This is a genomic window from Priestia sp. ST2 (assembly GCF_055810735.1).
Map to the genome: position 1 here is coordinate 62,321 of NZ_JBVVNT010000006.1, position 24,855 is coordinate 87,175.

A 24,855-nucleotide genomic window follows, 5' to 3' on the forward strand; every position below is an offset into this window, starting at 1 on the left:
AGTTTGATTCTAGGAATCAATTAAATTTTTATCTTACTATGAATAAAAATTTACTCATTTTATATTTAAATTTATCTTAACGTCTATGTTTCATAAGGCGATAAATGAAAAAATACCAAATATAGAAAGTAAAAATAAACCTCTCTTTTTAGTGAAGGAGGTTTATTTTTGAGGTTATTTTGGTAATAACTTCTTTATTTTATTTTCCCAATTTTTATCATGGATTAGTCGGTGCTTACACAAACCTGAACGAATAATTTCAGCTTTCGTCATTTTGGAAATGTCTTCCCATTTACCTTCTATAATATACGTAGCATTTCCATAGAAAGCACTTTCGAAGATAAAAATGTTTTTCTCTTCAAATCCATATATAATATACCCTCTATAACCATTAATCCCTACTGCTCGAAAATTTGGCTTTAAATCCTCAACTATATCTAACCTATCAGAGAGCATCCTCCTTTGGCCTTTTGCTGCTAGTTTGCCCAAAGATTTAATATATTCATCTTTTTGATCCCATGGCAATTCACCTTTAGGAAGTACCTCCCACCTCAATGTAATATTATTGATTTTAGGAATTGTATTCAGATCTTTCTTAAGAAATTCGACATAACCAAATAACTCAAGGAAAAGGTTTATTATATGCTTTAAAAGATTTTGATCTATAGTATGGAGATTAATTTGATAGTTAGATATAATGAATTTTTCGCCTGAGATGTTAGAGTTCAGCAAAAGTTCTATCTCTGGAGCCTGCAACTTTTCTCGAGCAATTCTCTTTATACAGCGAGTAATTATCACATAATGACTAGTGCCATGCCAATCCTCAATGTCCCTAGAATATGAATAACAATAATTTTCTTTGGGTAAGTCCCTTCGTAATCTAAATCCTCCTAAAGTGTTAAATTTTGAGAATTTTCCATTCTTAACATCAGGTAATAATGCATCTCCATCAGGCAACTCTTTTGAAAATCCTAGATGTAATAACTTTTCTTTAACAATTTTATCTATTTTTAACCCCAAATAATAATTTTCATTTTCATTTAAATCTTCAATATATGGTTCAACTTTTCTAATGGATTTAACACCTTTAATTATCATTATTGTTACTCCTTTTTATAAGGTCAATTTTGAGAATTAGACGATAAGTGTAAGAGAATATTCTTTGCAACGTTAATGTTCTTTACGTATTCCTTTAAAAGGTTGTGCAGTACTTGTTTTCTGATCTAAAATTCGTCCTGTTTTAGTATCCCTTTTTATCCAATTACCATTAGATCCTAAGAATTGAGATCGCCCCTTTACAGCGCCTTTTCTTCCTTTTCCAGGCTCTCCATTTTTCGCCATTAACCTTCCTCTCCTTATTGCTAAATTTGTTTATGGGATTAAGCATTTTGTGAAAACTGGGTTTGAAGCAATCTGTTTTTTGATATTATTCAATTCAAAATTAACTCTCCGGAGATTATTTTCAAAACGGAGACCCTATAGTCCCTATTTTTTTACCACAACTTAACTCCCATAGTAATATATTACTATCTAAAATTAATAAAATCAACATATAGTATTTTTTTTCAAAAAAATACTATATGTTGCGTAATTTGATTTGTGAATAATTTTATACAATCTATAAATTCAATAATCTTTAATGGTTGTCTTAATTATAACGATCACTGATTCATTTTTATGTTTCCTTATTTTCATCTTTTGGAAGCTAAGAAATGTTATAGTGAATTGTTTATATTTGCTAATTGTAAGGAGCTAAATACATTGATTTGTAAAATTTGCACCGATAATAAAGTTACTTTTTCTTGTGAAGTAATTAATTAGGGGATATGTATAGATGTTTGTAATGACTTTCGTAGTTGTACAACAAAGGAATGGGGAACCCTAGTTGATTAGGATTCTGATTGTAGTGTAGATGAACTTAGTAATAAGTGCCTACAGTGTAAGGGTTTAGTGAGAGAATCAATAGACAATATAAAAGTGTGAACTATATTTTTACTCACATATAACGATAAATCTGTCTTTTCTGGAAAATTGAATGATTTATTCTTCAATAAGAAAAGAGTGCTTTTAGAACAAATTTTTTGATGAAAATTATATTACATATGTATATTACTTAGCAGAATGTTATTGGGAGCTAGGGGAAACAAAGAAAGGAATTGACATATTAGAGTCAGTAATAAATCAAAATATCTTTAAAGTAATATGATTGCTTTTAGGTGTGTTTTATAAAATTGAAATATATGCTCATTCAACTTTATATCATTTGATAGCCCTCAGCTACCTAGAGTTGAATAATCTAGATTTAGCAGAAGAGTATATGGACCGTGCTTTAACTTTAGATAAGAATAGCCCAAATTTTAATAAATGAAAAGGAATAATCGTTGGATCAAGGTGTGGAAAAGGTCAAATTGTACAATACGAAGAGTAACTGCAAATATTGAAGCAATTTACAGAACTTTGTGCAAGTAGTATATAAAATATTATTAACGGTTATATGTAGAATTTTAGATACAATTAATAAAACACCCTCTTTTTAACAGATAACGGATGGTGTTTTATTAATCTCTTCTTATCTATATATCTTGTTTATATTTCTGAAAGTTAAAATAAACAACTTTATTATTGTAGCTCATCCTCTGTTTTATAGAGAAATTAAGCTTTTTATATGTAATATTAAACTAAATCGGCAAAATTCAATATTTCTAAGTCATTATCTGAGTTATAGTATTTTATCTCTTTAAACCTATCCCCATAAAGATTTTCATTGACAAAATGATAAGAATATGTTTTTGATACATCACCTTCAATTTCATAATTAGCTGAGTAATATTTTTTTCCGAACTTCCCGAATGAAAGAAAAATAACCTCTTTAGCTCCAGCTGCGAACAGCAAATGCTTTGCTGCTTCAGCAGAGTATCCATTAGTAATGTAGTCATCAATAATGCATATCACTTTGCCTTTAATTTGATTAATTAAAGCTGGGTTTACTATTAAAGTATCAAAATCTTTATCACTTTTATTAGTCAATCGCAATGCACCACCACTGCTGTGCTTAGATTTCATATGCTTGTGCCTTAGCAATATTTCTGGTCCTTTTCTAGGTCCACCATTAATAATAACTCTAACGGCTTCTTTCAAGAAGGAGACGGATGTGACTGTGTTTTCAGGGTTAGAAGAAGGAAACGTTCCCCAAAGGTTAACCTTATCAAAATAAGAATTTGTTGTTACTTCGTTTATCAAATGAAATAATAGAAGAAGTAAAATCCTTTGATCTCTTATGGATTTATCACCTTTTAAATTTGTTTCAAAAATTTGCTTTACCCTCGCTTCTGCTTCAGGTCTGTAATAGGTATTCGCATTATTTAAACTTATAACACTGAATTTATCATCGAAAATCATATGAAAGTAATTCTTTTTATGAATGTCAAAAGCTTTTAAGCAGTCGATAACATTTTGAAATTCAATGATTGGCAAACCATATTTTTCTACTTTATCAGAAATAGAAACTCTTCCGTTAAACATTACCTCAGGGTTAAATAATGGTATTTTGCAGTGAAAAGAAAGAAGAGCATCGTCTTTGACAACACCTATCACACCAAAAATTACACCTTTCTTTTTTAAACCCTTAATTTTTTCTTCAGTTTCACTGCTGCGATTAGCTAGTTTAATTTTATCTTGGTACTCTTTAGGCAGTTTAGTTTTTAATATACTAATTGTAGATTGTCTAGCTACAATCGCTAAATGTACATCTTCCTTATCAAACAAATCTGCAATTTTTAAGTTTTCTTCAATCAATTCATTATTTTCAGTAAAAAAAACTAACTTTGATATAAAAATCATTTTGGTCTTTTTAGTCACTTAGCATCTCGCCTCCAAATTCATAGATTTTATTATTAATTAATTCATCTTCTTGATCTACAAATAAAATCTTCTTACTAGCCTCACTGGCATTCCTAATGGTATTCATAGTTCCACTTTTTAAATTTGTTTCTGTAACTACTACTATATCGCTGATATTTGCTAAGTATTGATTTCTAACTAAAAAACTAGATTTATAAGTACTTTCTTTGGGACCAATGGATGTTATTAACAAGCCTTCGTCTAATATTTTTTGTGCCAACTCCTGGTTTTTCTTTGGATAAATATTTTTAAAATTTGTGGGTAATACCGCAATTGTCTTGCCGTTGTAATCAATAGCTGTCTCATGAGAAATGGTATCAATCCCTTCAGCTAACCCACTTACAACGATATATTGATCCTCAACAAACTTTCTGGTTAATTTCCTAGTAATAGCAATTGCTTTTGGAGATGGATGACGGGTACCTACAATTGCTACTCTTTTCTTGTTAGCTTCTAAAAGTGTACTATCACCTTTTGAATACATAAAAAGTGGCATTATTTTCTCAGGCATTAGCTCTGTCATCTCGTTCACATCGTACTTAAAATATATTTTGCTTTTGCTATCCTTTAAAAAGTCATCTTTTTTAAATAAATCACTTTTAAATTCTTTATAGTTATAGTAATTTTCTGCTAAATCTCTGTCTCTAGAAGTAAATTTATTTTCAAATTCAGCATATAACTGATATCCATTATTAAAGATTATTTCTATGGGGTTTATCCCAAAAAGAAAAATTTCTTGTAAAAGAGTATCATTAAAGCCGAACTGCTTTAAAAAAAACAATTCACTTCTCATATTTTCTACCATGGCGTAACTCCTTCTTTATAATCAACTATACATATTAAATATAGGTGTCGTAAAGTATTTGTGTAAGTAAATATTATAAAAATAAGGATTTTCACACTTGCCTTTCATCTGTAATACAATCATCTCTTAAATATGCTTTTCAAGTTTATTTTAACACACAGTTATAATAAAAATTCACACGGTAATATGCGTAATTCTACTAGTAATTAGAAATGAAACCTGGATGAACCTGATTCAGATAAAATGATCTTTGATATGTTGCATAATATCACTTTTTGTGACTATCTATTGTGTGAAAAAGCGAAAGAAAATAGAAGCCTTAATTCATTAATTAATATAGTTAATAAAAGACGTAAGGCAAATTATCAACTATCTGATTTTCATATTAGGTTTTAACTCCTTAATACAAAAAACGTTCGTAAATATGCATAATACTAAGAGAACGTTTAAAAAGTGTTTTTAAACTTTTACGAACGTGTATAAAAATAGAAGTTTATAACTTTCTAAAAGTTCGTAAAGGTATACTTTTGTGAACATTATTTACTTTATAGGAAAAAAATACACTAGAGTCCCTTTCTTCTATGTACCTATTAATGTAAAATTATCCTTATGTTTAAATTTTTGGATACAGAAAGGGAATTCTATGAAATCTTTAGTAAAAGTAACATGTACAGCATTTATACTTACAAGTTTAATGGCAGCTTGTAATGAACAAACGACATCAACAAAGCAAGAAGAAACAAATCATAAAGTAGAAGCAGCTACTCAATCAAAGAAATCAAAAGAAATGTCTGAGGAAGAACGACTGGAAAAGGGTATTCTGCTATATGGTCAAAGCTCAAAAGGCGGATATTACAGAGCCACAGTTGAAAATGCAAAATATGAAAAAGCAGATAAAACAGGGTACATTACGGCTCGTATTACGATTAATAATGTTCGAGAGGATCAAAAAACAATCGATCTTTCGGAGATAAAATATTCCGTTAAAGATGAAAAGACGGGAAAAACTTATAAAGGCCAAGCCATGCCTATGTACGAGGATAAATTTAAAACTGTTCCAGCTGGCTATTCTTTAACTTTTGAAGTTTCATTTATGATGGAAAAACCGCCAAAAGACTTAAACAATATGTATTTATATATGGATAGTAAAGTTGATCCATTTACTGATACCCATTGGAAACTTGATAACTTAGTATCTAAATAAGCAAGGACGCCCAACAGGCGTCTTTTCTTATTTAAAGAACTATACATAAAAGGCTAGGGATTATACAGTCAGTATTATTTTCACTATGTATTAAAAAACGTCTTTCTGTAATGGGTGTTTATGTAAACTAAGGGCGTATAATGTATTTAATTCATAAAATGACTTTTATGATAAAATTAATTTTGTTTTGTAATATATTACACATTTACAAAAAGAAAGTCATTACAGATATGAGGAGAAAATAATGAAAAAATTAAGATTGCTATTTGTATGTATAGTAGTAACAGGTTTGTTAATTTTCAGTGCTGTAAATATCCTTAATTTTATGGACAGTAAATCTGAGGCTATGGAAACTAAAGCAGCGCAGGTTAACGAAAAGGTGGATATAGCAAACCGTGAAGATGATAATGTAAAGAAAGCTATTCGTAAGGTTAATAACTCTCTGTCAAATATGATGGACAGTTATAAAGAAGAACAGGCAACCAGTTTTGTAGAGGCTAACCATTCACAGTTAATCAAAGACCAAAAGCTAATTGCAGATCAAACCTATAATATTCATAATGAAAAAATACGCAAAGATATACAAAATGTAGTTGGTCTGTACAGTATTTTTATTTATGAAGCTCCAGATGGCGAAAAACTGTCTGATGCCCAGGGCATTCTACAAGATATAGAGGATATTATGAACGGACATACTCAGCAAAAAGGTAAAAGTGGATACTCGCACTTTGCTGAAGGTAAAAAAGCAAAAGAAGTTGATTATGCATCTAATACTTTTTATGGTGAATCCGAAAGTAAATAGTAATTGTTGAACTGTGTCATGAGATTATCTATTTTAACAAAAAGAGCCTTACAAGGCTCTTTTTATTATGTAAACACCTCCTGCCTACACTAGAAATTCTGTTCAAGTGCATAACTTCGTCTTATTTCCTGTGTACTAAAGTTATAGCGAACAATCTCTGTTGCATGTTCATACTTCATGGTTATTTTGATTTGCTGATCGCTTTCCCATTTAAGCTCATATTGATTTTGTCCATTTCGTCTCATAGTATTTGCTACTTTGACTTGCTCTTTATCGAGTATCTTTTTAGCCGGGTTTTTAAAATAGATATTTACTTTCTGTGGTCCATTCCATAAACCATTTCCATACTCCATAATCTCTACCTGATTAATCTTATTAGGAGACTCACTTTTTAAGAAAGGTGTCTCCTTAAAGTACATCGCATAGATCATATATAGGATTAAAATGACAAAAATAATAATTACAAACTTAAAAGAAAACTTTCGTCTCTTTTTATTACTAGTTTTAGATTGAGCTAACTCCATTAGATCTCACTTTCTTTTACTTAGTCTGAAATTTGTTTTTAGAAAATTATAGCGTAAACTTTCCCAAAAGACTATTTTTATAGGGACTAGCATATGAATAAAAGGTGCGCTTTTTATTCATTTTTAGGTCATTCATTATACTAAAAAAAGCTTTCATATCAACGATGTATAAAAAGTTGCATATTTGATAATTGTGACCCTTTTAGAACCCTTACTCCCAGAAGGGTTCTCTTTTTGCGTGTCTTCCGGAAAGAGTGATTATGTTAACTAACTTTGTATACGATATACAGCTTAAAAAGAGAAAACATCCACCTGTATGGATGTTTTTTCTCATTTCTCTTTTGCAATTTCTTTTCTGTTAGGAGCAAGTGGTGGTTGTTCCAACCATTTATTTTTCACCATAATGTGAAACCATTTTTTTGTTACCATTAGATTTTTGAGAATGATGCCTTCATAAGTTGTTACAAGGTCTGTTCGCATGGCTGATGCTAAACCTGCTCCGTGATAGGCTTGTGCTGCTTGGAATAAGAAACCAATATGATACATCATTAACTTATCAGAAAAAGGGGAGTCTGTTGAAGTTGTTACTTCTGTCTCCCATGATTTAGGAACTGGTAAATTATCTGCGTGCATTATTGTTGAAAAGGATTGTATTTGATTATCAGCTGTTTTCTCCGAATCTTCTAAAAATTTTCTTACTTCTTTTGATTGAGCGACCTGACTAAATCCAATAGAAAGAGTTTTAGCCATAATGCTTTTTTTAAGGTTGAAAGAAATACTTATGATTTCTATTGCCGTTAAACGTCTGCCTTTTCCGAAAAACCCATCCGTAAAATCCTGGCTAGAAATATATTCAGGGTTCGTAGCAGGATAAAAGTAAGGGTCCCTCTGAAAATCCCCTTTTTCAAGTAATAATTCAATCGTTTGATGATACATCCTTTTTGCATCATTATCACATGAATCGTAGAAGTGGCGTAAGTCTTCTCTGACAGAAACACCTAATGAGGTTGTATGTCCTAGCAAGCCATGTAACGTCATGATATGTAAATAATTCAAGCAGAATATATCAGTGAATAATTTTTTGGTACCTTTATTGAGGTCAGACTCAGTAAATCCAATTGGAACTGGAAACCCTTCGTTTTCTATAAAAGCTACGATTTGTTTCTTTTCCTTCGCGAAGGTATTGATAGCATCCTCAAAAATGGCCTTTATTGACTCATCCTCAATAATAGAGAACATATATTGATTTACTACATCTGTCATTGTTCCGTTTACATACTCCCCCCATAGTGTTCCTATTTCGGAAGATGTAAGCTTTAACTTATTCTTATCCAAATGATCACCTCGTGGATAATATTTACTAATTTATTAATAGATATGAATTTTTTCTTAATAAAAAAAGGTTTTTAGCATGTAATTTCCGATAATGGTGATTATGTTAACTGAATCTGTATATTGTATTCATCTCAAGCTTCTCTTTTTAGAATAAAATAGTAAAAAGAAGAAATTCCCAAACTGACCAATATAATAGGTAGCACAATCATTGTATGTTCACCTTCTTTTTCATAAGGCCTGTTTGGATAGGCGTTTCAGCTGTTACTGGAGAGTCAAAAAATACTCTTTTTAATTTTTTGTATTCAAAGAAAAGTAAAGCAATACTCATACAGGTTAACAAGATGGTAACAGAACGAGCTGGTATCTCAAAACAAAGGTCAAGAATAGTAATGTTTACTGTGATAGGTAAGTAAATAATGTTTCCTAAAGTTGCTGTCTTTGGAATTACTAATAATAAGGCTGCTGTTATTTCTCCAAAAGCAATAAAAAGATTATATGTATCCGAATATCCAAAGAAGTGCCAAGCCAATTGCATTGCTGAGTCCTTTGTCGAGTCATATATAAAGTCGCCAGTAGAAAACTGGCCTGGATAGATTTTGGCAATGCCGTAAATCAAGAAAGTTAATGCTAAAGACCATCTAAATGTAGTGATAATTGTCATTCTAAGCTTTTTTAGAAATGTACTTCTATTCATTGATTTTCCCACTTTCTATTTCCGTTTTAATAAACCTATTTTGTATTTCTTTGCTAGGGACGAGACAACTTTCTTTTTTCCCAAAGAATCGATATCGATTCTTTGCAATAAAACGGTACACTCTATCTCGGATTTTTTTAGGTATTATCCAAAAGAGAATGAAAAACCTTATAGGTCCGGTAAGCTTATTTATGATATGTAAGATTGCTGTAGATTCCGTGTACATTTGACCTTTGTCAATTAAGATAATGGAATCCAATTGCGTATTATTCAGATTGTGATTTATTATCAATGAACGTGCTAAATCTGATTGAAGAGACAAAAATTTAAATATGCCTTTAGGATCTCTTTTTATCACAAATTGGACCCAATGATTACATACGTTACATATACCATCAAACATAATAATAGGTTGATTGTCTTTTTTCATCTTCAATATATTCATCCCTTTAGTTAATTGTAAATATTTTCTACAACTAATTATAATACGAGATTTAATAAAGCTCACCTAACAATAATGTAAGACGGGCTTACAATTTTGTTAGATGAGCTTCATTTTTTTGTTAAGAGTGCCTAGAACGCACATTATGTTAACTATATATGTATACCATATACAGCTTAAAAACAGAAAAAACTCCCTGCCATCTGGGGAGTTTTTTCTGTTTTTAAGCTGTAGTTGTTGGTTGATGCCTTACGGCGTCTTGAGTAGTTTGCTCAAATTATTAGGTATTATTCATATAGACAATTACTACTTAGGTTCTATGAGTATCGATGAAGTTTCTTATTTAAATAAAAAACGTCTGCAACATACATACAAATCATCTAGCATATATTTTCAAAGTAACTTTAACAAAGAATATTATAGGAGGTGTCTGTTATGAAGTGGGTTACAAGAATTATCCAGGGACTATTAGTTATTGATTTTTTATTATCCGGAATTATGAAATTAACAGGTAATAATACGGTGGTGCAGGAATTTACAAAGTTCTACAATTTTTCACTAGGATTTATGTATACTATTGGTATTCTTGAAGTCTTGGGTGCACTTGGACTATTTATTGGTTATTGGAAGCCAAAACTTGCAATAGCTGCTTCTGGAGGATTAGGGCTAATTATGATAGGTGCGATATTCACTCTTTTTAATGCAGGACAAGGATTAATGGCTCTAATGCCTTTAGTAGTTCTTATTTTAAGCATTATTATACTTATAAGAAATCAAGCAATTTTGAAAAAGAAATCAATAATTAAAGAAGGATAATTGATTATACAAATAGATATTTAAACATTCTTGTTTTTCAAACTCACATACATCAAAAGCCCTTAGAATCATTAATTCTAAGGGTTTTTGATTCGTATAATCCACATTATGTGAACTAACTTTGTATATCACACACAGTTTTTTAAATAGCGCATATGGAATCGTGATGATGCTTCATTACATCTTGAATAGTTTGCCAAAGATATTAAAATTTATTCGTTTATAAAAAAAGAAAACTTAACAACAAGAAAACCCCTTACATTTGAGGGGTTTTCTTGTTGCTGAATATTAAGGGTGTGATTGCTTGTTACTTACATATCATTTAATATTTTTGTAGATATTTATTATAACCTATCAAACCATTTTGAAAAAGCTAAAAATGAAAACGTTTACTTAATATTTAAATTAAAAGGCGTCTTTTCTATTTCATATCGATAAAATTCATTATGTAAACTGATTTTGTATATGGTTCACGTTTATCTTTAGGGTTATATTAGGTAGAATTGAATTAAAAAGGTGAGTATATGATAAGGGATTTTAATGAAAATGATAAAGATTATATAATCGACTCCCACTATAAAATCTATAATAAAGAGTACAACTATGATTTATCATTTAAAGAGTTTATTTCTAATAGCGTAAATCAATATATTAAAAAGGAAAATAATTCATTAGAGAATATATGGATTTTAGATATTGATGGATGCCCTAAAGGATCAATAAGTATTAAAAGAGTGAATGAAGATGTAGCTCAATTAGGGTTGTTTCTTGTTGATCCTAGTTTAAGAGGGACAGGGTTAGGCAAACAATTAGTCCAAAAAGCTATAGATTTTTGTAAGGAAAAAAACTATAAAAAAGTTGTTCTCTGGACTAATAGTAAGCTTGTTGCTGCAAGACGAATTTATAAGAATAAAGGGTTTCAATTAATTGAAACTAGGAAGCAATTTTTATCAAATAAAGAACTAGTTGAAGAACAATGGGAATTATCTTTATAGGTTATATCCAACTTAAATTACAAATAATGAGGGTGTAGGGTTATTAACTCTACACCCTCATTATTTGTGATTATGTTAACCTATTTTGTACATGGTATATAATTTTATATACCGAACAACGTAGAAAGAATATCTTTGTGAGGAAATTCTTTTTCACTTTTCAATAAAGTTTGATGTAAAAGAGGTTTAATAGAATTAGTTAAAGTTTGAAGAGCTTGGTGAACAAAGCCATCCTCAAATTGATTTAAAGACACAGGTAGCTCATCTTCATCTAATATAAAATATTCTCCATTAGGTAGTATCAAAATATCAATAATTAAATCTTCAAAAGATACAATTGTATCTGTAATGACTGTATTTTTAACAATATTAAAATAAGATCCTAAATAAGAGCCATTCTTGTCTCTCCATATATACAAATTATAGGGTTTTTCCTTCCAATAATATGCAAGCGTATAGCCGTCTTTTGGAATTGTTAATTCGTATTGAGCACCTTTCATTGTAAAGGGAACAAGAACTTTATGAAAAAGAATGATATCTTGTTCATTAATATTTAGTAATTTACAATCCGTTTCCACAATAGTTGAGTCGTAACGGATTTTTCTCTCCACTATTTTCTTACCAGTTTTTATGATTGACTTAGTAAGATTGCACATAGTTATCCTTCCCCATTCTCCTATAGTTTACCTTATGCTAATTACTAGCATAGGATAAACTATAACTTTAATCCATTTATTAAGTGAAATATATAATAGTAGCTTAGATATTGAGCAAAGACCTAATTTCTAGAACCGTGATTATGTTAACTAAAACTGTATATGATATACAACATAAAAATTGTAGATATAGTAAAATAATAGATATTTACTAATAAAGGCAGATGAGGGGATGACATGGAAGATAAAATACTGTTTAATCAAATGCTATTTACACGAAAACAAACAATTAAGCTTATTAAAGAGATACCAGATGATTTTATGAATATCATTCCAGAAGGCCATAATAACTCAATTCGTTGGAATATTGGACATATATTTACAGACCAAGAAATATGGCTGTATGAGCGAATAAAGAATTCTTTAAAGCTTCCTCCATTTTATAGGGAGTACTTTTCATATGGTTCTAGTCCATATACTTGGAACGATTACGTTCCTTCAAAAAGTGAGTTAATTAATCATTTAGAGAAGCAGCCCTACCGTATCATGAAAGACTTTAGTAAAGAATTAGATCAAAATCTTGTTGATCCAGTATTATTAGGATTTAATAATACTGGACAGATATTATTACATACTTTGTATCATGAAGGTTTACACGTGGGAGTAATTCAATCTATAAAGAAAATATTAACTAAAAAGATTTGAAGTCTACAACTTTTGTATTTACAGATAATATTATTTTCATTAATAGGACATGTAGTAGAATAAAGGATGAAAATTAATAAGTACCAAGGGGGAATTGTAATGGTAGAGAAATTAGATTTAGAAAAGATTAATCTTCAGGAAATTACAAAAGATATTAAAGATCAACATGTAAATTTTGCTGTATCAAATATTAATAACCATTGCCTTCGTATCGCTGTATTTTCAGGTGAATACAAATGGCACTACCATTCTAATTCAGATGAGCTATTTATGGTTTTAGAAGGGGAATTATTAATTGACTTTAAAGACCAGGATACAGCTGTTTTAAAACCGAATGATACATTACTTATTCCAGCCGGAACTGTACATAGAACAAGAGCTAAACAAAGAACAGTAAACCTTTGTTTCGAGGATCAAAACGCTGATACTATCATCATTGATAAGTAAATAAAAGAAAAAAGAACATAGATACTGTGAAAGCCATTTAAGATAAGTCTTAAATGGCTTTTAATATATACAAATAAATTCCGATAAACTACATTATGATAATTAAACGAAGGGGCTCAGAAAAAATCTGAGTCTTTTTTATTATTTACAAATTAATCGTTGACTTAGAGCTAACTCTAAGTTGTAGCATGTAAAGAAAGGAGGAAATGAAAATGTATAGTATATCTGAAGTTGCTACGAAAACAGGGTTCACAGCTCATACGTTACGTTATTATGAAAAGATTGGGTTATTAACTTCACCATTAAGAAAAAGTGGAAAAAGAAGATATACAGAAGGTGAAATTCGCCTTCTCAAATTTATGAAAATGTTAAAACAAACAGGGATGTCTTTGGAAGATATCCAAGAATTTTTAAAAGACGGATGTCTCCTGGAAAATATTGATTCTGCAGCCATTCAATTAAAAAAGATTCAAACGAGGGCGGATATTTTAAACAAACACTTACTTCTTTTAGAGAAGCAAAAACAAGAGATTGAAACTGTTATGAAGGTGACAAGAGAGAAATTAGAGGCGTATGAAACAATGATTGGAGACTTGAAAGATGAAAAGTAGAATATACCTTATGTTGATAGGCTTCGCTATCTTTACAGGTGCTACGTTCAACCTAGCTAAGTATGCCGTTCAGTATTTCTCCCCTGCAAGTGCTGCAGCATGGCGATTTGGTATTGCTGCACTCGTTATGGTTCTTATATTAGGATTACAAAAACAAATAAAGTCAAAAGCCATTAAGAACTATTGGAAAATGTATATCTTACTTGGCATCATAGGAATCTTTGGGTTCAATGCTTTTTTCTTTTTAGGAATGCAATACACTTCACCTTTAAACGGGGCTCTCATCATGGGAACTAACCCTCTAGTAACTGCACTTTTTGCTTATTTTATTTTAAAGAATCCCATTACAAAACAGCAAATGTTGGGTATATCCTTTGCTTTAGTAGGTGTTATTCTTGTCCTTACGCAAGGTTCGTTAAAAATTATTCAAACACTATCTATTTCTAAAGGTGATTTACTAATCTTAACAGGGAACTTATGTTGGGCTTTGTATGGTGTATTAGGAAGAAAATATTTAAAGGGTAGTTCTTCAATGGAGACAACTACTTATACAATGATTGTTGGTTCTCTTTGTCTTTTAGTCTTAACAGCTTTTTCACCAAGCCCTCAGCCTTTGTCTCACGTTACATGGTCAGCTTGGGGAGCTATTCTCTTTATGACTCTATTTACAAGTGTATTAGGCTATCTGTGGTGGAATAAGGGAATGGCTACTATTGGTGCAAGTAATACATCTTTATTTTTTAATTTAGTTCCAGTCGTCACCATGATTCTTTCTATTTTAACCGGATCCCTTATTACATTACCTCAAGTAATAGGTACATGTTTAGTTATTTTAGGTGTATTAACAGCTTCTGGTTTCTTAAACTTGAGAAGAAAACAAAAAGTTTCAGCTTCAATATAACAATAAAGTACTAAAGCCTATATAAAGAATATATAGACTTTAGTACTTCCGATAACTTTGTTATATCATTTTGTCAAATTCAATTTTTCACACCCACATGTTCAATTATTCGCTTCATTGCCTGAATCTGGCCCATATGAGTTGCTTCATGCATCAGTGTAACACCTGCCAGCTCTCCAAAGGTTTTACATCCCAGAAATGGCTTTTCCAAGGTATTGTTTAGCTGTTCAGCAGGAATTTGCTGAATACGAGCCAATTGATCTTTTAGCTGTATCTTAAGCTCATCCATAGTAGGTACATCCCCCGTCCAATCGGCTGGTTTCGTACCATTCCCGAACAATTCCATATAGTTTGCTGGAAGATGGGTTGTTGCATGAGGAAAACCAAACATAGTTTGTTCAGTAACTGTCAAAACGTGACCTGTATGCCAATGAATTGTGTTGTTAAAACCATCTGGCTGCACATCAGTTTGGTCCTCAGACACAGCCCCTATAATTTTGAGGAAGTACTCTCTTCCGATTTCAAATTGCTTGAATACAAGTTTGTTCATCTCATTCTCCCCTTTCACTGATACAATCATCCATATTATACCACCTATAAGGGAACAAAAATATAATTAAGGTACCTCTAGTGCTTCAAAATATTCGTACCTAGTTAACGTAACTTATTTACTCTTGATTAATAGATGGCCTTTTTCTCCAGTATATATAACTATTAAAATAATTTTAAATTCTTTATAAGAAAAAACCTTTACTAAACACAACACGTAAAGGTTTTTTTATAAGTCTTTTCTATTATAATAATATCTTCTTGATTAAGATATGAATTTAAGTTTCTCTGTTAAACGTAAAAAAGCTTCTTTATCTTTATTCTTTAAGGACTGATCAATTTTCTCGAGAATCTTACTTCTTTTGAAGTCATTTATCATTTGATCTAAAAACAGTTCAGCCAACATTTCATCACGTAAATTTGGATCAACTTGATTCATTTCATTGAGCACATTTTTTTCCATAAAACGTCAACCCCTTTATCTTTTCTCTTTTGCAAACAGTATTCCCTTTTGCTCTCTTTTTATGCAAGGTTGATAGATAAAGTGAGATATAGAATAATATGCATAATTACATGCCTATTTCCTTTCAGATATTTTTCATATATCTTCAACTAGATAAAAAATAACTTTTAAAGATTATGATCTTATTAATTACCCTCATTGACGACAAATAGCAATTTTTCCTTCATATCCTGTACTAATCTATGTTCTACTTCTCTTTTAAGAAATTGATATATTCATGTTAACTAAACGTAAATTATATGAGCACTTAATGTTAATGTATTTTTTATGAAATAAATTTAATGAAAAATACAAAATAAACTTACTTTACAATGGACGGTAAATGAATAAACTAACTTCTAAAAAGTAAAGTTTCAATAGTTACTCTATATGACGACAAATATGGTCTTTTTCTACAAGATAGGTAAATAGTATAACCATTTTTAATGAAATATGTTAACTATTACTTCTATATATAGAATAAATTTAACTTTTATTTAAAATGTAGAATTAATGCTGTAATTTCTTTATATAAATAAATATTTTCTATTTATACAACATTTATTACTTTCACTTTGACGTTTGCTTGTATAAAAAGATGTAGATCTTTGGATTGATTGCACTAGATATTCTTAATCATCGCTTATGTATTTTATTGATCTTTAACATACTATTGAGTAAAAGTTCCTTTTATCAATTACTTTGTTTATACAGGTTTGTTATTAAAAACCTTATTTTTGACAAATAATATATTTACTTTGACTTAAATGAGGGAAGAATATGAAGATTTTCGGAATAAGTATATTGATTTTTTTATTGGCAACTTCAAACCTTTTATTAATGGATATTTTGTTAGGTTTTAGACTCTCTGATGCATTACTTCATCTCCTAAATCCTTTTTGGGTTATGAGTAGTGCCGAATATATAATGTTAATAGGGCTTTTTTTAATTGTTATTGGCCAGCAGATTTTTCTAATTATAAAAAAGAAAGAGGAGAAACGTAACAATTCCTAGTGAGTCTTTTTCTTAACAAAGTTCTGAATGATAGAGATGACCAGCATAAACACGGGAATAATGATAAAAAAAGGAACATGAAGATATTTTATTGTATCACCTAAACCTTCTTCTATATGTTCGGAAAAGCTAGAGGCAATTGACATGGATAAAAAAATGAGAATGACTCCAAGCGGTAGAATGAGACTTTGATGACTTTTTAATTTAAACAACTCAGCTATTCCTAGAACAGCCCCATATAGAAAAATGGATACCTTGAAGAGAACTGTCATTAATAACGTAAACACTACAATGGCATCCAATCTTTCAATAAAATCAAACAGGTTTACCTTTCCGATTGTTGCCAATGTAGGGAACGTAGACCTCTTCATTACATCCAAACCTAGTACGGCCATATTTAAAGCAGCTGTCCAGCTTAAGATTAGGCCACTTGAAATTAAAGCAGATAACCATACTTTCTTTATTAAATTAGGTCGATTCAAATACGGTAATAGCATGGTAAATACGAACATTTCACCAAATGGAAAAGAAACAACAGATGGGAAAGCTGTTGTTAAGACGGGGCTCCACCCATGCTCAAGAAATGGCCTAATTTGATTAAAATCGAAATCTCCTGAAACAAGCACGAAAAAGTTTGCTGCTACTCCAAATAAAAGCAAAATGACAATGAATACCTCTGCTGTTCTCCCTAATACTTCGATTCCTAGGTAGATAATATAACATATAACAAGAACAAGTGAGAGGTTAATTGCAAGTAAAGGGGTTTCTGGTAAAGTGGACGAAGCCAGTAGGTCTCCGAAATCACGTACATTTCTAGCTGCAATATACAAGAAGAATAAACAATATAACAGACCAATTATCCAACCGAGATATTTACCAAATATTTTTCTAATGTACCCTGTAAGAGGGAGGTTCGGATATTGACGAAATAGCATGTAGTAAACAAAAAATAAGAGTATACCTCCACCCATTCCTAAAATCACAGCAAACCAAGCATCTTTCCCTGCGGGTATTCCATAACTTACAATTAGCGCAGTTCCCAGGTCAAAGATAAACATTAAGACAAATAGTTGAATAGCACTTATTTTTGCTTTCTCCATCTTTTTGAAACACCTCCTTTCTCTACTTCTAGACGTGGATTTTCACCAATTGTCAATAATCCTTTATGGTGGTGAATACTAGAACTAGAGACAAACACATTCTAGTTCGTTTTTTTCTTAAAATGATTACGGATAATCGAAACAACCAGCATGAGCAAGGGAATAACAATTAGCAGAGCAATCGAAAGGTACTGAACAAGGAACCCTTCTTCCCCTTGTTCTGAAAAACTGGAGGCCATAGTAAGAGATAAAAAAATGACAATAGTACCGGTTGGGAAAAGAATTTGACGATAGTTGCTTAGTTTAAATAAATCAGTTATACCAATGACGGCAGCATATAAATAGATGGATGCTTTGAAAAAGACCGTAATCAGCAAAGTGAAGACTACAATGGCATCTAATCTCTCAATAAAGTCAAACAAATTGACCTTACCCACTGCCGTCAACGTAGGAAATACGGATCTCTGCATCACATCTATACCTAAAACTGACGTATTTAATATAAACATCCAGCTTAAGATCAAACCACTTGAAATCACGGCTCCCAACCATGCTCTCTTTACTAATTGAGGGCGATTTAAATACGGTAATAGCATCGTAAAAGCAATCATTTCACCAAATGGGAAAATGAGCAGGTGGGGAAAAGCTGTGGTAAAGATAGGTTTCCATCCGTGTTCAAGAAAGGGACGTATTTGGTGAAAATCAACATCTCCAGATACCAGGACAAAAAAATTCCCGCCTGCTCCAAGTAAGAGCAAAATAACAAAAAATACTTCTGCCGTTCTCCCTACTACTTCTATCCCTAGATGAATGACATAACACATCACAAGCACAAGCGTAAGGTTAATGGCTAGTAAGGGGGTTTCCGACAAGGTGGATGAAACCAATAAGTCTCCTAATTCACGTACATTCCTTCCGCAAATATATAAAAAGTGAAGACAGTATAATAAGCCAACTATCCATCCGATGTATTTACCAAATATATTTCTTATATATCCAGTGAAGAGCAAGTTCGGATATTGACGAAATAAAAAGTAGAAAATATAAAATAATACGGTTCCTCCACACATGGCTAACAGAATAGAAAGCCAAGCGTCTTTTCCAGCAATTGTCCCGTAACTAACAACCAATGCTGTTCCCATTTCAAAGATAAACATCAGGGCAAAGAGTTGAATGACACTTATTTTGGCTTTTTCCATTCCTTAAAAACTCCCTTCTATGCCCTTTATGATTAGATCTGTTATTTGTTTATATAGGATTTAGTTGTCATGCCTGTTCGGCGAATAATTGCCTGTACATTCACATGAACTTCTGTTTCTGGAAAAATATCTTTTTCCCATGATGTCTCTATGTTTTTCCATACATGTTTGTCTGCTATATTAATCTGTTCACCAAAATTGAAAATATCACTTTTTTGTTTTTGTGCTTTTTTTACTGTCAGTAAGACTTCCTGTTTAATCTCTTCTTCTAGTTTTTCATCTAATTGGCCAAGAACTTGCGATTTACCAAGGTCTTTAGAGCAGTTATTTTCTAAAACAGCCCCTTCAGCATGAACGGTAATATAGATGACTGGTTTCTGATGTTTGGTGGTTACATGAGTAGATGATTTTGCACGTGAAATTTCAATTGCAGTGGCTTCCTTTTTCTTTCCGCAGTTAAGATTCATCACAGTTCGTTTCATTTCATTCGTAACCCATGTCACTCCTCGTGCATCATGTCCCTCCAACCAGTTTTCCAACTTCCCATTTTTAAATAGAGCCATCCCTTTTATTTCAATCTGCGTGCTTGGGGAAATTTGTTGCATATTTATTGTAGCATTACCTTTAGTAGCTTCTCCGTCAATCTTCACGCCCGTAACTACTACATTTCCTTCTTTTAACCCTTGGATTAACTGATCGGCCCGCGTACTTTTATAGGTTCCCCAGTCTTCTTCAGAAGTTTTTAAGGCATCCCCAATCTTAGCAGAAGGGATGGCTTCTAATGGAGTCGTGACTTCTAGCGTTTCTTTTGCTGTAGCATGTCCTCTTGCAATTAAAACTGGAAACAGGACTCGAAATTGGGCATCACGTTCAATCATATCAAACAAATCTTCAATCCCTTCTTTCGCTACCTTTTCACCAATCACCAAAACTTGAAGATGAGGAAAGAAAAGCTCTCCAGGTGACTTTGTTGAAATCTTTCGAAGGGTCTCAGCAAGGGTGCTTCCTGTTTCAGTAAAGGTTGTGACAGGCGAAGCTTGAACTTTTCCCCCTTGCTGTCCTCCAGCGACTTGAGATGGATTGATAATTTGAACCGTAACCCGATATCGATTCTTTATTTTGTCACTACCTTTATCGATGGCCATACCTGATACGATGCTTAGTTGTTGTAATTCTTCACGGTCCCAGCATCCTGATAACAAAACTACAAATACACAAACTAAAATAAGCATCAACGGTTTATGTCTCATTAGAATCCCTCTTTGACTCATGTTGTTTCATGCCACCTTCTCTTGGCGAAGGTCCACGATTGTAGTTCTCATCTGTCCTCTGCGTCTTTATCTGACTAACTAAACGAGGTCTTTTGGATAAAAACGGTAAAGGGAATCGAAAAATAGAATCCTTTTGATCAGCCAAAATAATGGGGGCAAAAGGGGCCAAATAAGGAATACCAAATGAACGCAAACTGCACGTATGAGCCACTAGCATGATTACACCTAAGCCAATACCATAGAGCCCAAAAAAACTGGCCAAAATCATCATCCCGAATCGAAGTAAACGAGTAGCATCTGTCATTGCGTAATGAGGAATGGTAAAGCTGGCGATAGCTGTAGCTGCCACCACAATAACCATTGCACTGGAAACAATCCCAGCTGAAACAGCTGCTTCACCCAGTACAAGAGCTCCAACGATGGAAACAGCTTGCCCAACAGGACGCGGCATACGAACACCGGCTTCTCTCAACACTTCAAAGGTAAACTCCATCAATAATGCCTCTATGATAATTGGAAAGGGAATACTTTGACGCTGTGCTGCCAAATTAATTAACAACGGTGTTGGAATTAATTCGGGATGAAATGAAAGAAACGCGATAAATAAAGATGGGCCAAGAAGGGTAATTAAAAAAGAAACAATTCTCAGCATACGCAAGAAGCTAGCCATCGTCCAGCGCAAATAATAATCCTCTGCCGTCTGGAAAAATTGATTCCAAGTTGCAGGGACAATGAGAGGTGTAGGTGTTTCGTTCACAAAGATCACGACTCGTCCTTCTAATAGATTTCCTGCCACTACATCGGGGCGTTCGGTTATAAAAACCGTTGGCCAAGGAGTCCAGGTTTCATCGGCAATCCATTCTTCAATAGTATTTGAACCTTGAACTTCATCTACTTCTATTTTACTAAGCCTTTCTTTAATTTCTGTAAGAAGCTTATCGTTGACGATTCCTTTTACATACATCATGCCAACGCCTGTTTGCGTGATCGTTCCTATTTCAGTCGTTTCTAGCCAGAGATTGGGGCTTTTGATCCGACGACGAATCATAGCCGTATTACTAATAAGCGACTCTGTAAAGCTATCTCGAGGTCCTCGGACAGATGATTCTGCCACAGGCTCCGAAATGGCTCTAAGGTCTCCTCCTTGTGCGGAACAGGCAAATGCTTGATCCCATCCATCTACAAGTACGATTGTTTCTCCCGATAAAAGATGAAGAAAAAGTTTATTAAAATTTGTTACTTCTCCCACATTTGTAATGGTTAATATGTGTTCTTTTATATATGTACCTAATTGACTAGGGAGATAAGGAGCCTCCTTTTCGATCATATCTACATCATTCATCAATCTTTCTATAATAGAGTTCCCCAGAATTTCTTTATCCGTTAGTCCATTTATATAAATAGAAGCTACTTTGCATAAAAAGGGTTTTCCCATCTTAAAATCCCGAACCACTAAATCTCCACTATTACCTAAGGAATCCTTTACTTTCGTTAGATTTTCAGCCAAAGATGAATGAAGAACCTCGTTATTTAAAGTCATTTCTTCATACTGAGGGACCATTTTTTTGGGTTTTCTCGCTTTTCTCATCAAGCGATTCCATGCGCTGTTCATATTTTAATAACCCTCCACTTTTGAATGCCATCGAATGAAGAGGACGATGTTTTTTTAATATTCACTAGTAATTTTTCCCTATATTCTTTTTTTATACATTCATTAAGCTTTCGCTGACTTGTTACAAAGGAAAGTAACTAACGTAGCATAAAATTTAGTTTCATCTATTTAAAAAGCGTTAGCCACTTCTCATCGTTTACTTATGTTTATTCAATTATTAGACTCCTCAATTTGATTCTCTTTACACTTCATCCTAATTCGTAATTTTTGCATACGTGAGCCAAAAGCCATTTGAAATAAACCTGTCAATTCATAATCAAAAAAGTCCTGTTTTCTTATTCTCAGCAATGCCTCTTCATAAGAAGAAAAACCTAACTGCTCAAAAATAAAATAGTTCAAGCTTATTAGTTTCGAAAGATTATGGATCAGCTATTGATGGTTATCTAATATTTCGAACATGAGTAATGATTTTTATTTTATATTTAGTTTCCAAATTGGGGTATGCTCTATTAAATAAAAAAGGTTAACTCATTGGAGTTAACCTTTTTTATGCTATCTAGAACTAATATTATGGTAACTAAAAATGAATACTTTTATAAACGGTATGTTTAATTCTGTTTCAATTCAGGATGAAAATAGCTTAAGTGAGACAAACGAAACATTGAATTATTATTATATGTTGTACAAAAATTATAAAATGACCTGAGAAGTGCCCTAAATTTAGGAGATTCAATTAAAATAGACGTTACTTCTTATATTAAACGCAGTATATGGAATTCGCTTTCTAATGAAAAAGAACAGTGTATATTAGAAAAAACTCATCAAAAAATCCTATTTTTAGTGGGGTAAAGGATTTTTTGATGAGTTTCTTTATTATAAGGATATAAACAAACATAGTAGGTATGGGTTTTTCTAAGGTTATTTTATATAAAATTAATTACTACTAATATTTTCTTTATTTATATAAGCCATTTCATGTTTTTCACTGAATTAGTCGTTGACTAATTTTCAAGCAGAAAAGTATAGGTAAATTGTTTTACTTTGTTTTTAATTAAACTAGAATTTCCTTTTGAACATTAATTGATTGATCCTGGTTAATCTTCGTGTTTTCCCACATCCAATTGTGGAACTGTGGATATGCTTTTCTGTACTGTTCAGCATATAGTTGATATCTTTCATGATTTTCTATATTAGGCTCTATTTTCTTTTGTTTAAAACGTACCATATTGGTTGCAGCTTCTTCGATATCTTTATACGCTCCTCCAGCAACACTGGCTAAGATTGCAGATCCTAAACAAGCTACTTGATTATCTTCAGGCACATTTATAGAGATGTTACTTACATCAGCATGAATTTGTAAAAACAACTCACTATTTGTTGCTCCTCCAGCCGCATATACTTCGTCGACATCAATTCCATTGCTTCTAAAGTTACGAATATTACAATCTGTTCCGTAAGAAATCGCTTCCATAATAGCGCGGTAAATATGCGCTCGCCCATGTTTTAAAGATAATCCAGATATTAGACCTCTAACATTGGGATCGACATGCGGTGATCGATTTCCTTGCCAGTAATCTAATACAATAAGGCCCTCAGAACCTGGAGGGATATTAATTGCCTCTTGAGTTAGTAAATCATAAACGCTTACATTTTGATTGTTAGCTATAATCTCTAGATCCTTACAAAAATTTGTTCTTAACCATTTGATAGTAGAACCTGATGAAGACTGGCCTGCCTCTACCAGATTTAAACCCGGAACTACTGCGTCAGGAAAGGAACCCAATATTTCTTTTGCATGAACTGGTTTATCTGTTAATGTATAAATATTATGTGAGGATCCCGTAATAAGAGCTAGTTTTCCTGGTTGAGCTACTCCTAAACCAATTATGCCATTAAGAGCATCTACGCCTCCCTGGGCCACGGGTGTCCCTGTTCTTAACCCTAATTCTTCTGCTGCTTCTTCAGTAAGTCCGCCAATATGTTCACCCAATTTACATATATCTTGCGGAAGTTTTTCAAAAATATCACCCAAACCAACTGATTCATAAAAATGCTGAGGAACGCCTCCTTCTTTTTGATTATAATGCCATCTATAAGTAGTTGTACTGATACTCCCAGTATATCTACCAGTAAGTCTGTACGTATACCAATCAGAAAAGTCCATGAGTTTATTTGCACTCTTATAAGTATGAGGTTCATTTCTTTTTAGCCATAGAGCTTTACAAACCATCCACTCCGGAGAAACTTTGCCGTAGCCATTGTATTTTAAAGCTTCATGTCTAGTAGATGAAATAAATTGAGCCTCCTCGTGAGATCGAACATCCATCCATAAAAGAGCACGTCTCAATGGTGTTCCGTCACTTTTGCAAGGGATAATAGTAGCACAGGTTGTGTCTAGACTTAAACCAATAATTTGCTCTTTAGTAGCCCCAGATTGATTCATTGCTTTTCTTATACTACTGACTAAACCAGACCACCATTCACTTGGATCTTGCTCTGCCCAACCGGGATGGGGATGATATGTTTGATATCCGGTAACACCTAATCCTACCTGATTTCCGTATAAGTCATATATCACTACTCTAACACTCTCTGTTCCCGCATCTATTCCAATGACTAGCTCCTTTTTCATTCTACATTCCCCTCTTCCCAAAGTTAAACTGTCTAAGTTGTAACTTATCTTCTTAAAAGTTTCTAACTGCAGGTATGACACTAAAATTTAGTTCCTATATTGTTCTTAATATTGAGGTAATATATAATTTTCATTACAT

The 24,855-nt window shown here is 32.3% G+C and carries 26 protein-coding genes; 10 read left to right on the plus strand and 16 right to left on the minus strand.

From position 1 onward, the window contains the following. Window positions 1-174: 174 nt before the first annotated feature. Window positions 175-1,098, minus strand: a complete 924-nt coding sequence (locus AC0KUU_RS23600; protein ID WP_473453185.1) for a hypothetical protein — start codon at window positions 1,096-1,098, stop codon at window positions 175-177. Between the two features lie 72 nt (window positions 1,099-1,170). Then, entirely contained in the window at window positions 1,171-1,341 is a 171-nt protein-coding gene (locus AC0KUU_RS23605; protein ID WP_473453187.1) for a hypothetical protein, read from the minus strand. Between the two features lie 877 nt (window positions 1,342-2,218). Here AC0KUU_RS23605 and AC0KUU_RS23610 point away from each other — a divergent pair. Next, a complete protein-coding gene (locus AC0KUU_RS23610; RefSeq protein ID WP_473453306.1) occupies window positions 2,219-2,368 on the plus strand; it encodes a hypothetical protein in 150 nt (49 codons plus the stop codon). A gap of 305 nt (window positions 2,369-2,673) precedes the next feature. Here the strand turns inward: AC0KUU_RS23610 and AC0KUU_RS23615 are convergent, their stop codons facing one another. Both AC0KUU_RS23615 and AC0KUU_RS23620 read right to left on the minus strand, forming a co-directional pair. Continuing rightward, window positions 2,674-3,858, minus strand: a complete 1,185-nt coding sequence (locus tag AC0KUU_RS23615) for a phosphoribosyltransferase (RefSeq protein WP_473453189.1) — start codon at window positions 3,856-3,858, stop codon at window positions 2,674-2,676. Then, the gene (locus tag AC0KUU_RS23620) at window positions 3,851-4,705 is read right to left on the minus strand and encodes a DNA-processing protein DprA (RefSeq protein WP_473453191.1); all 855 of its coding nucleotides are present in this window, start codon (window positions 4,703-4,705) and stop codon (window positions 3,851-3,853) included. Before AC0KUU_RS23620 ends, AC0KUU_RS23615 begins: the two co-directional genes overlap by 8 nt. 643 nt (window positions 4,706-5,348) lie before the next feature. Here AC0KUU_RS23620 and AC0KUU_RS23625 point away from each other — a divergent pair. Beyond that, window positions 5,349-5,909, plus strand: a complete 561-nt coding sequence (locus tag AC0KUU_RS23625; RefSeq protein WP_473453193.1) for a hypothetical protein — start codon at window positions 5,349-5,351, stop codon at window positions 5,907-5,909. Window positions 5,910-6,153: 244 nt separating this feature from the next. Continuing rightward, the gene (locus AC0KUU_RS23630; protein ID WP_473453195.1) at window positions 6,154-6,711 is read left to right on the plus strand and encodes a hypothetical protein; all 558 of its coding nucleotides are present in this window, start codon (window positions 6,154-6,156) and stop codon (window positions 6,709-6,711) included. Between the two features lie 89 nt (window positions 6,712-6,800). Here AC0KUU_RS23630 and AC0KUU_RS23635 read toward each other — a convergent pair whose 3' ends face one another. The 4 genes from AC0KUU_RS23635 to AC0KUU_RS23650 form a co-directional block, all read right to left on the minus strand. Next, window positions 6,801-7,235: a hypothetical protein gene (locus tag AC0KUU_RS23635; RefSeq protein WP_473453197.1), complete on the minus strand. Its 435-nt coding sequence runs from the start codon at window positions 7,233-7,235 to the stop codon at window positions 6,801-6,803. A gap of 330 nt (window positions 7,236-7,565) precedes the next feature. Next, window positions 7,566-8,570 (minus strand): DUF3231 family protein, encoded by a 1,005-nt coding sequence (locus AC0KUU_RS23640; protein WP_377571674.1) that lies wholly within the window; start codon window positions 8,568-8,570, stop codon window positions 7,566-7,568. A 205-nt stretch (window positions 8,571-8,775) separates the two neighbouring features. Beyond that, window positions 8,776-9,264: a hypothetical protein gene (locus AC0KUU_RS23645; protein ID WP_328575540.1), complete on the minus strand. Its 489-nt coding sequence runs from the start codon at window positions 9,262-9,264 to the stop codon at window positions 8,776-8,778. Continuing rightward, on the minus strand, window positions 9,257-9,694 hold the full coding sequence (locus tag AC0KUU_RS23650; protein WP_473453308.1) for a thiol-disulfide oxidoreductase DCC family protein: 438 nt from the start codon (window positions 9,692-9,694) through the stop codon (window positions 9,257-9,259). Before AC0KUU_RS23650 ends, AC0KUU_RS23645 begins: the two co-directional genes overlap by 8 nt. A 447-nt stretch (window positions 9,695-10,141) precedes the next feature. Here AC0KUU_RS23650 and AC0KUU_RS23655 point away from each other — a divergent pair, with 447 nt between their 5' ends. Both AC0KUU_RS23655 and AC0KUU_RS23660 read left to right on the plus strand, forming a co-directional pair. Further along, the gene (locus AC0KUU_RS23655; protein ID WP_473453199.1) at window positions 10,142-10,522 is read left to right on the plus strand and encodes a DoxX family protein; all 381 of its coding nucleotides are present in this window, start codon (window positions 10,142-10,144) and stop codon (window positions 10,520-10,522) included. A 524-nt stretch (window positions 10,523-11,046) separates the two neighbouring features. Beyond that, window positions 11,047-11,517 carry a GNAT family N-acetyltransferase gene (locus AC0KUU_RS23660; RefSeq protein ID WP_473453201.1) on the plus strand — a complete coding sequence of 157 codons (471 nt, stop codon included), beginning with the start codon at window positions 11,047-11,049 and terminating at the stop codon, window positions 11,515-11,517. Between the two features lie 104 nt (window positions 11,518-11,621). Here AC0KUU_RS23660 and AC0KUU_RS23665 read toward each other — a convergent pair whose 3' ends face one another. Then, window positions 11,622-12,173, minus strand: coding sequence for a ribonuclease FAU-1 family protein (locus AC0KUU_RS23665; protein ID WP_473453203.1), 552 nt, complete (start codon window positions 12,171-12,173; stop codon window positions 11,622-11,624). A 237-nt stretch (window positions 12,174-12,410) separates the two neighbouring features. On the opposite strand from AC0KUU_RS23665, the gene AC0KUU_RS23670 reads away from it, so the two are divergent. From AC0KUU_RS23670 to AC0KUU_RS23685, 4 genes are all read left to right on the plus strand, one after another. Then, complete coding sequence (locus tag AC0KUU_RS23670; RefSeq protein ID WP_473453205.1) at window positions 12,411-12,878, plus strand: DinB family protein; 468 nt, start codon at window positions 12,411-12,413, stop codon at window positions 12,876-12,878. A gap of 99 nt (window positions 12,879-12,977) precedes the next feature. Further along, the gene (locus AC0KUU_RS23675) at window positions 12,978-13,325 is read left to right on the plus strand and encodes a cupin domain-containing protein (protein WP_377582363.1); all 348 of its coding nucleotides are present in this window, start codon (window positions 12,978-12,980) and stop codon (window positions 13,323-13,325) included. A 212-nt stretch (window positions 13,326-13,537) separates the two neighbouring features. Beyond that, window positions 13,538-13,936, plus strand: coding sequence for a MerR family transcriptional regulator (locus AC0KUU_RS23680; RefSeq protein WP_473453207.1), 399 nt, complete (start codon window positions 13,538-13,540; stop codon window positions 13,934-13,936). Further along, the gene (locus tag AC0KUU_RS23685; RefSeq protein WP_473453209.1) at window positions 13,926-14,837 is read left to right on the plus strand and encodes a DMT family transporter; all 912 of its coding nucleotides are present in this window, start codon (window positions 13,926-13,928) and stop codon (window positions 14,835-14,837) included. The genes AC0KUU_RS23680 and AC0KUU_RS23685 overlap by 11 nt, the downstream gene beginning before the upstream one ends. 79 nt (window positions 14,838-14,916) lie before the next feature. On the opposite strand, the gene AC0KUU_RS23690 is transcribed toward AC0KUU_RS23685, so the two are convergent. Then, on the minus strand, window positions 14,917-15,387 hold the full coding sequence (locus AC0KUU_RS23690) for a DinB family protein (RefSeq protein WP_473453310.1): 471 nt from the start codon (window positions 15,385-15,387) through the stop codon (window positions 14,917-14,919). A 264-nt stretch (window positions 15,388-15,651) separates the two neighbouring features. Next, window positions 15,652-15,849: an IDEAL domain-containing protein gene (locus AC0KUU_RS23695; protein WP_473453211.1), complete on the minus strand. Its 198-nt coding sequence runs from the start codon at window positions 15,847-15,849 to the stop codon at window positions 15,652-15,654. An 819-nt stretch (window positions 15,850-16,668) separates the two neighbouring features. On the opposite strand from AC0KUU_RS23695, the gene AC0KUU_RS23700 reads away from it, so the two are divergent. Continuing rightward, on the plus strand, window positions 16,669-16,902 hold the full coding sequence (locus tag AC0KUU_RS23700; RefSeq protein ID WP_473453213.1) for a YczF family membrane protein: 234 nt from the start codon (window positions 16,669-16,671) through the stop codon (window positions 16,900-16,902). Here AC0KUU_RS23700 and AC0KUU_RS23705 read toward each other — a convergent pair. The 5 genes from AC0KUU_RS23705 to AC0KUU_RS23725 all read right to left on the minus strand — a co-directional run bounded on the left by AC0KUU_RS23705 (window position 16,899) and on the right by AC0KUU_RS23725 (window position 24,716). After that, the gene (locus tag AC0KUU_RS23705) at window positions 16,899-18,002 is read right to left on the minus strand and encodes a GerAB/ArcD/ProY family transporter (protein ID WP_473453215.1); all 1,104 of its coding nucleotides are present in this window, start codon (window positions 18,000-18,002) and stop codon (window positions 16,899-16,901) included. The two genes, AC0KUU_RS23700 and AC0KUU_RS23705, sit on opposite strands and share 4 nt — an antisense overlap. Before the next feature lie 101 nt (window positions 18,003-18,103). Further along, on the minus strand, window positions 18,104-19,201 hold the full coding sequence (locus AC0KUU_RS23710) for a GerAB/ArcD/ProY family transporter (RefSeq protein ID WP_473453217.1): 1,098 nt from the start codon (window positions 19,199-19,201) through the stop codon (window positions 18,104-18,106). A 41-nt stretch (window positions 19,202-19,242) separates the two neighbouring features. Continuing rightward, window positions 19,243-20,451, minus strand: a complete 1,209-nt coding sequence (locus AC0KUU_RS23715; protein ID WP_473453219.1) for a Ger(x)C family spore germination protein — start codon at window positions 20,449-20,451, stop codon at window positions 19,243-19,245. Further along, window positions 20,441-22,084, minus strand: coding sequence for a spore germination protein (locus tag AC0KUU_RS23720; RefSeq protein WP_473453221.1), 1,644 nt, complete (start codon window positions 22,082-22,084; stop codon window positions 20,441-20,443). Before AC0KUU_RS23720 ends, AC0KUU_RS23715 begins: the two co-directional genes overlap by 11 nt. A 1,051-nt stretch (window positions 22,085-23,135) precedes the next feature. Then, window positions 23,136-24,716, minus strand: a complete 1,581-nt coding sequence (locus AC0KUU_RS23725) for an FGGY-family carbohydrate kinase (protein ID WP_473453223.1) — start codon at window positions 24,714-24,716, stop codon at window positions 23,136-23,138. Between the last annotated feature and the right edge of the window lie 139 nt (window positions 24,717-24,855).

Bases quoted from the DNA above. Each gene is read 5' to 3' on its own strand.
- AC0KUU_RS23635 (WP_473453197.1), bottom strand. From the start codon at position 7,235: ATGGAGTTAGCTCAATCTAAAACTAGTAATAAAAAGAGACGAAAGTTT.
- AC0KUU_RS23690 (WP_473453310.1), bottom strand. From the start codon at position 15,387: ATGAACAAACTTGTATTCAAGCAATTTGAAATCGGAAGAGAGTACTTC.
- AC0KUU_RS23630 (WP_473453195.1), top strand. From the start codon at position 6,154: ATGAAAAAATTAAGATTGCTATTTGTATGTATAGTAGTAACAGGTTTG.
- AC0KUU_RS23645 (WP_328575540.1), bottom strand. From the start codon at position 9,264: ATGAATAGAAGTACATTTCTAAAAAAGCTTAGAATGACAATTATCACT.
- AC0KUU_RS23620 (WP_473453191.1), bottom strand. From the start codon at position 4,705: ATGGTAGAAAATATGAGAAGTGAATTGTTTTTTTTAAAGCAGTTCGGC.
- AC0KUU_RS23695 (WP_473453211.1), bottom strand. From the start codon at position 15,849: ATGGAAAAAAATGTGCTCAATGAAATGAATCAAGTTGATCCAAATTTA.
- AC0KUU_RS23710 (WP_473453217.1), bottom strand. From the start codon at position 19,201: ATGGAAAAAGCCAAAATAAGTGTCATTCAACTCTTTGCCCTGATGTTT.
- AC0KUU_RS23600 (WP_473453185.1), bottom strand. From the start codon at position 1,098: ATGATAATTAAAGGTGTTAAATCCATTAGAAAAGTTGAACCATATATT.
- AC0KUU_RS23680 (WP_473453207.1), top strand. From the start codon at position 13,538: ATGTATAGTATATCTGAAGTTGCTACGAAAACAGGGTTCACAGCTCAT.
- AC0KUU_RS23700 (WP_473453213.1), top strand. From the start codon at position 16,669: ATGAAGATTTTCGGAATAAGTATATTGATTTTTTTATTGGCAACTTCA.
- AC0KUU_RS23725 (WP_473453223.1), bottom strand. From the start codon at position 24,716: ATGAAAAAGGAGCTAGTCATTGGAATAGATGCGGGAACAGAGAGTGTT.
- AC0KUU_RS23685 (WP_473453209.1), top strand. From the start codon at position 13,926: ATGAAAAGTAGAATATACCTTATGTTGATAGGCTTCGCTATCTTTACA.
- AC0KUU_RS23660 (WP_473453201.1), top strand. From the start codon at position 11,047: ATGATAAGGGATTTTAATGAAAATGATAAAGATTATATAATCGACTCC.
- AC0KUU_RS23720 (WP_473453221.1), bottom strand. From the start codon at position 22,084: ATGAACAGCGCATGGAATCGCTTGATGAGAAAAGCGAGAAAACCCAAA.
- AC0KUU_RS23705 (WP_473453215.1), bottom strand. From the start codon at position 18,002: ATGGAGAAAGCAAAAATAAGTGCTATTCAACTATTTGTCTTAATGTTT.
- AC0KUU_RS23675 (WP_377582363.1), top strand. From the start codon at position 12,978: ATGGTAGAGAAATTAGATTTAGAAAAGATTAATCTTCAGGAAATTACA.
- AC0KUU_RS23715 (WP_473453219.1), bottom strand. From the start codon at position 20,451: ATGAGACATAAACCGTTGATGCTTATTTTAGTTTGTGTATTTGTAGTT.
- AC0KUU_RS23605 (WP_473453187.1), bottom strand. From the start codon at position 1,341: ATGGCGAAAAATGGAGAGCCTGGAAAAGGAAGAAAAGGCGCTGTAAAG.
- AC0KUU_RS23625 (WP_473453193.1), top strand. From the start codon at position 5,349: ATGAAATCTTTAGTAAAAGTAACATGTACAGCATTTATACTTACAAGT.
- AC0KUU_RS23665 (WP_473453203.1), bottom strand. From the start codon at position 12,173: ATGTGCAATCTTACTAAGTCAATCATAAAAACTGGTAAGAAAATAGTG.
- AC0KUU_RS23655 (WP_473453199.1), top strand. From the start codon at position 10,142: ATGAAGTGGGTTACAAGAATTATCCAGGGACTATTAGTTATTGATTTT.
- AC0KUU_RS23670 (WP_473453205.1), top strand. From the start codon at position 12,411: ATGGAAGATAAAATACTGTTTAATCAAATGCTATTTACACGAAAACAA.
- AC0KUU_RS23650 (WP_473453308.1), bottom strand. From the start codon at position 9,694: ATGAAAAAAGACAATCAACCTATTATTATGTTTGATGGTATATGTAAC.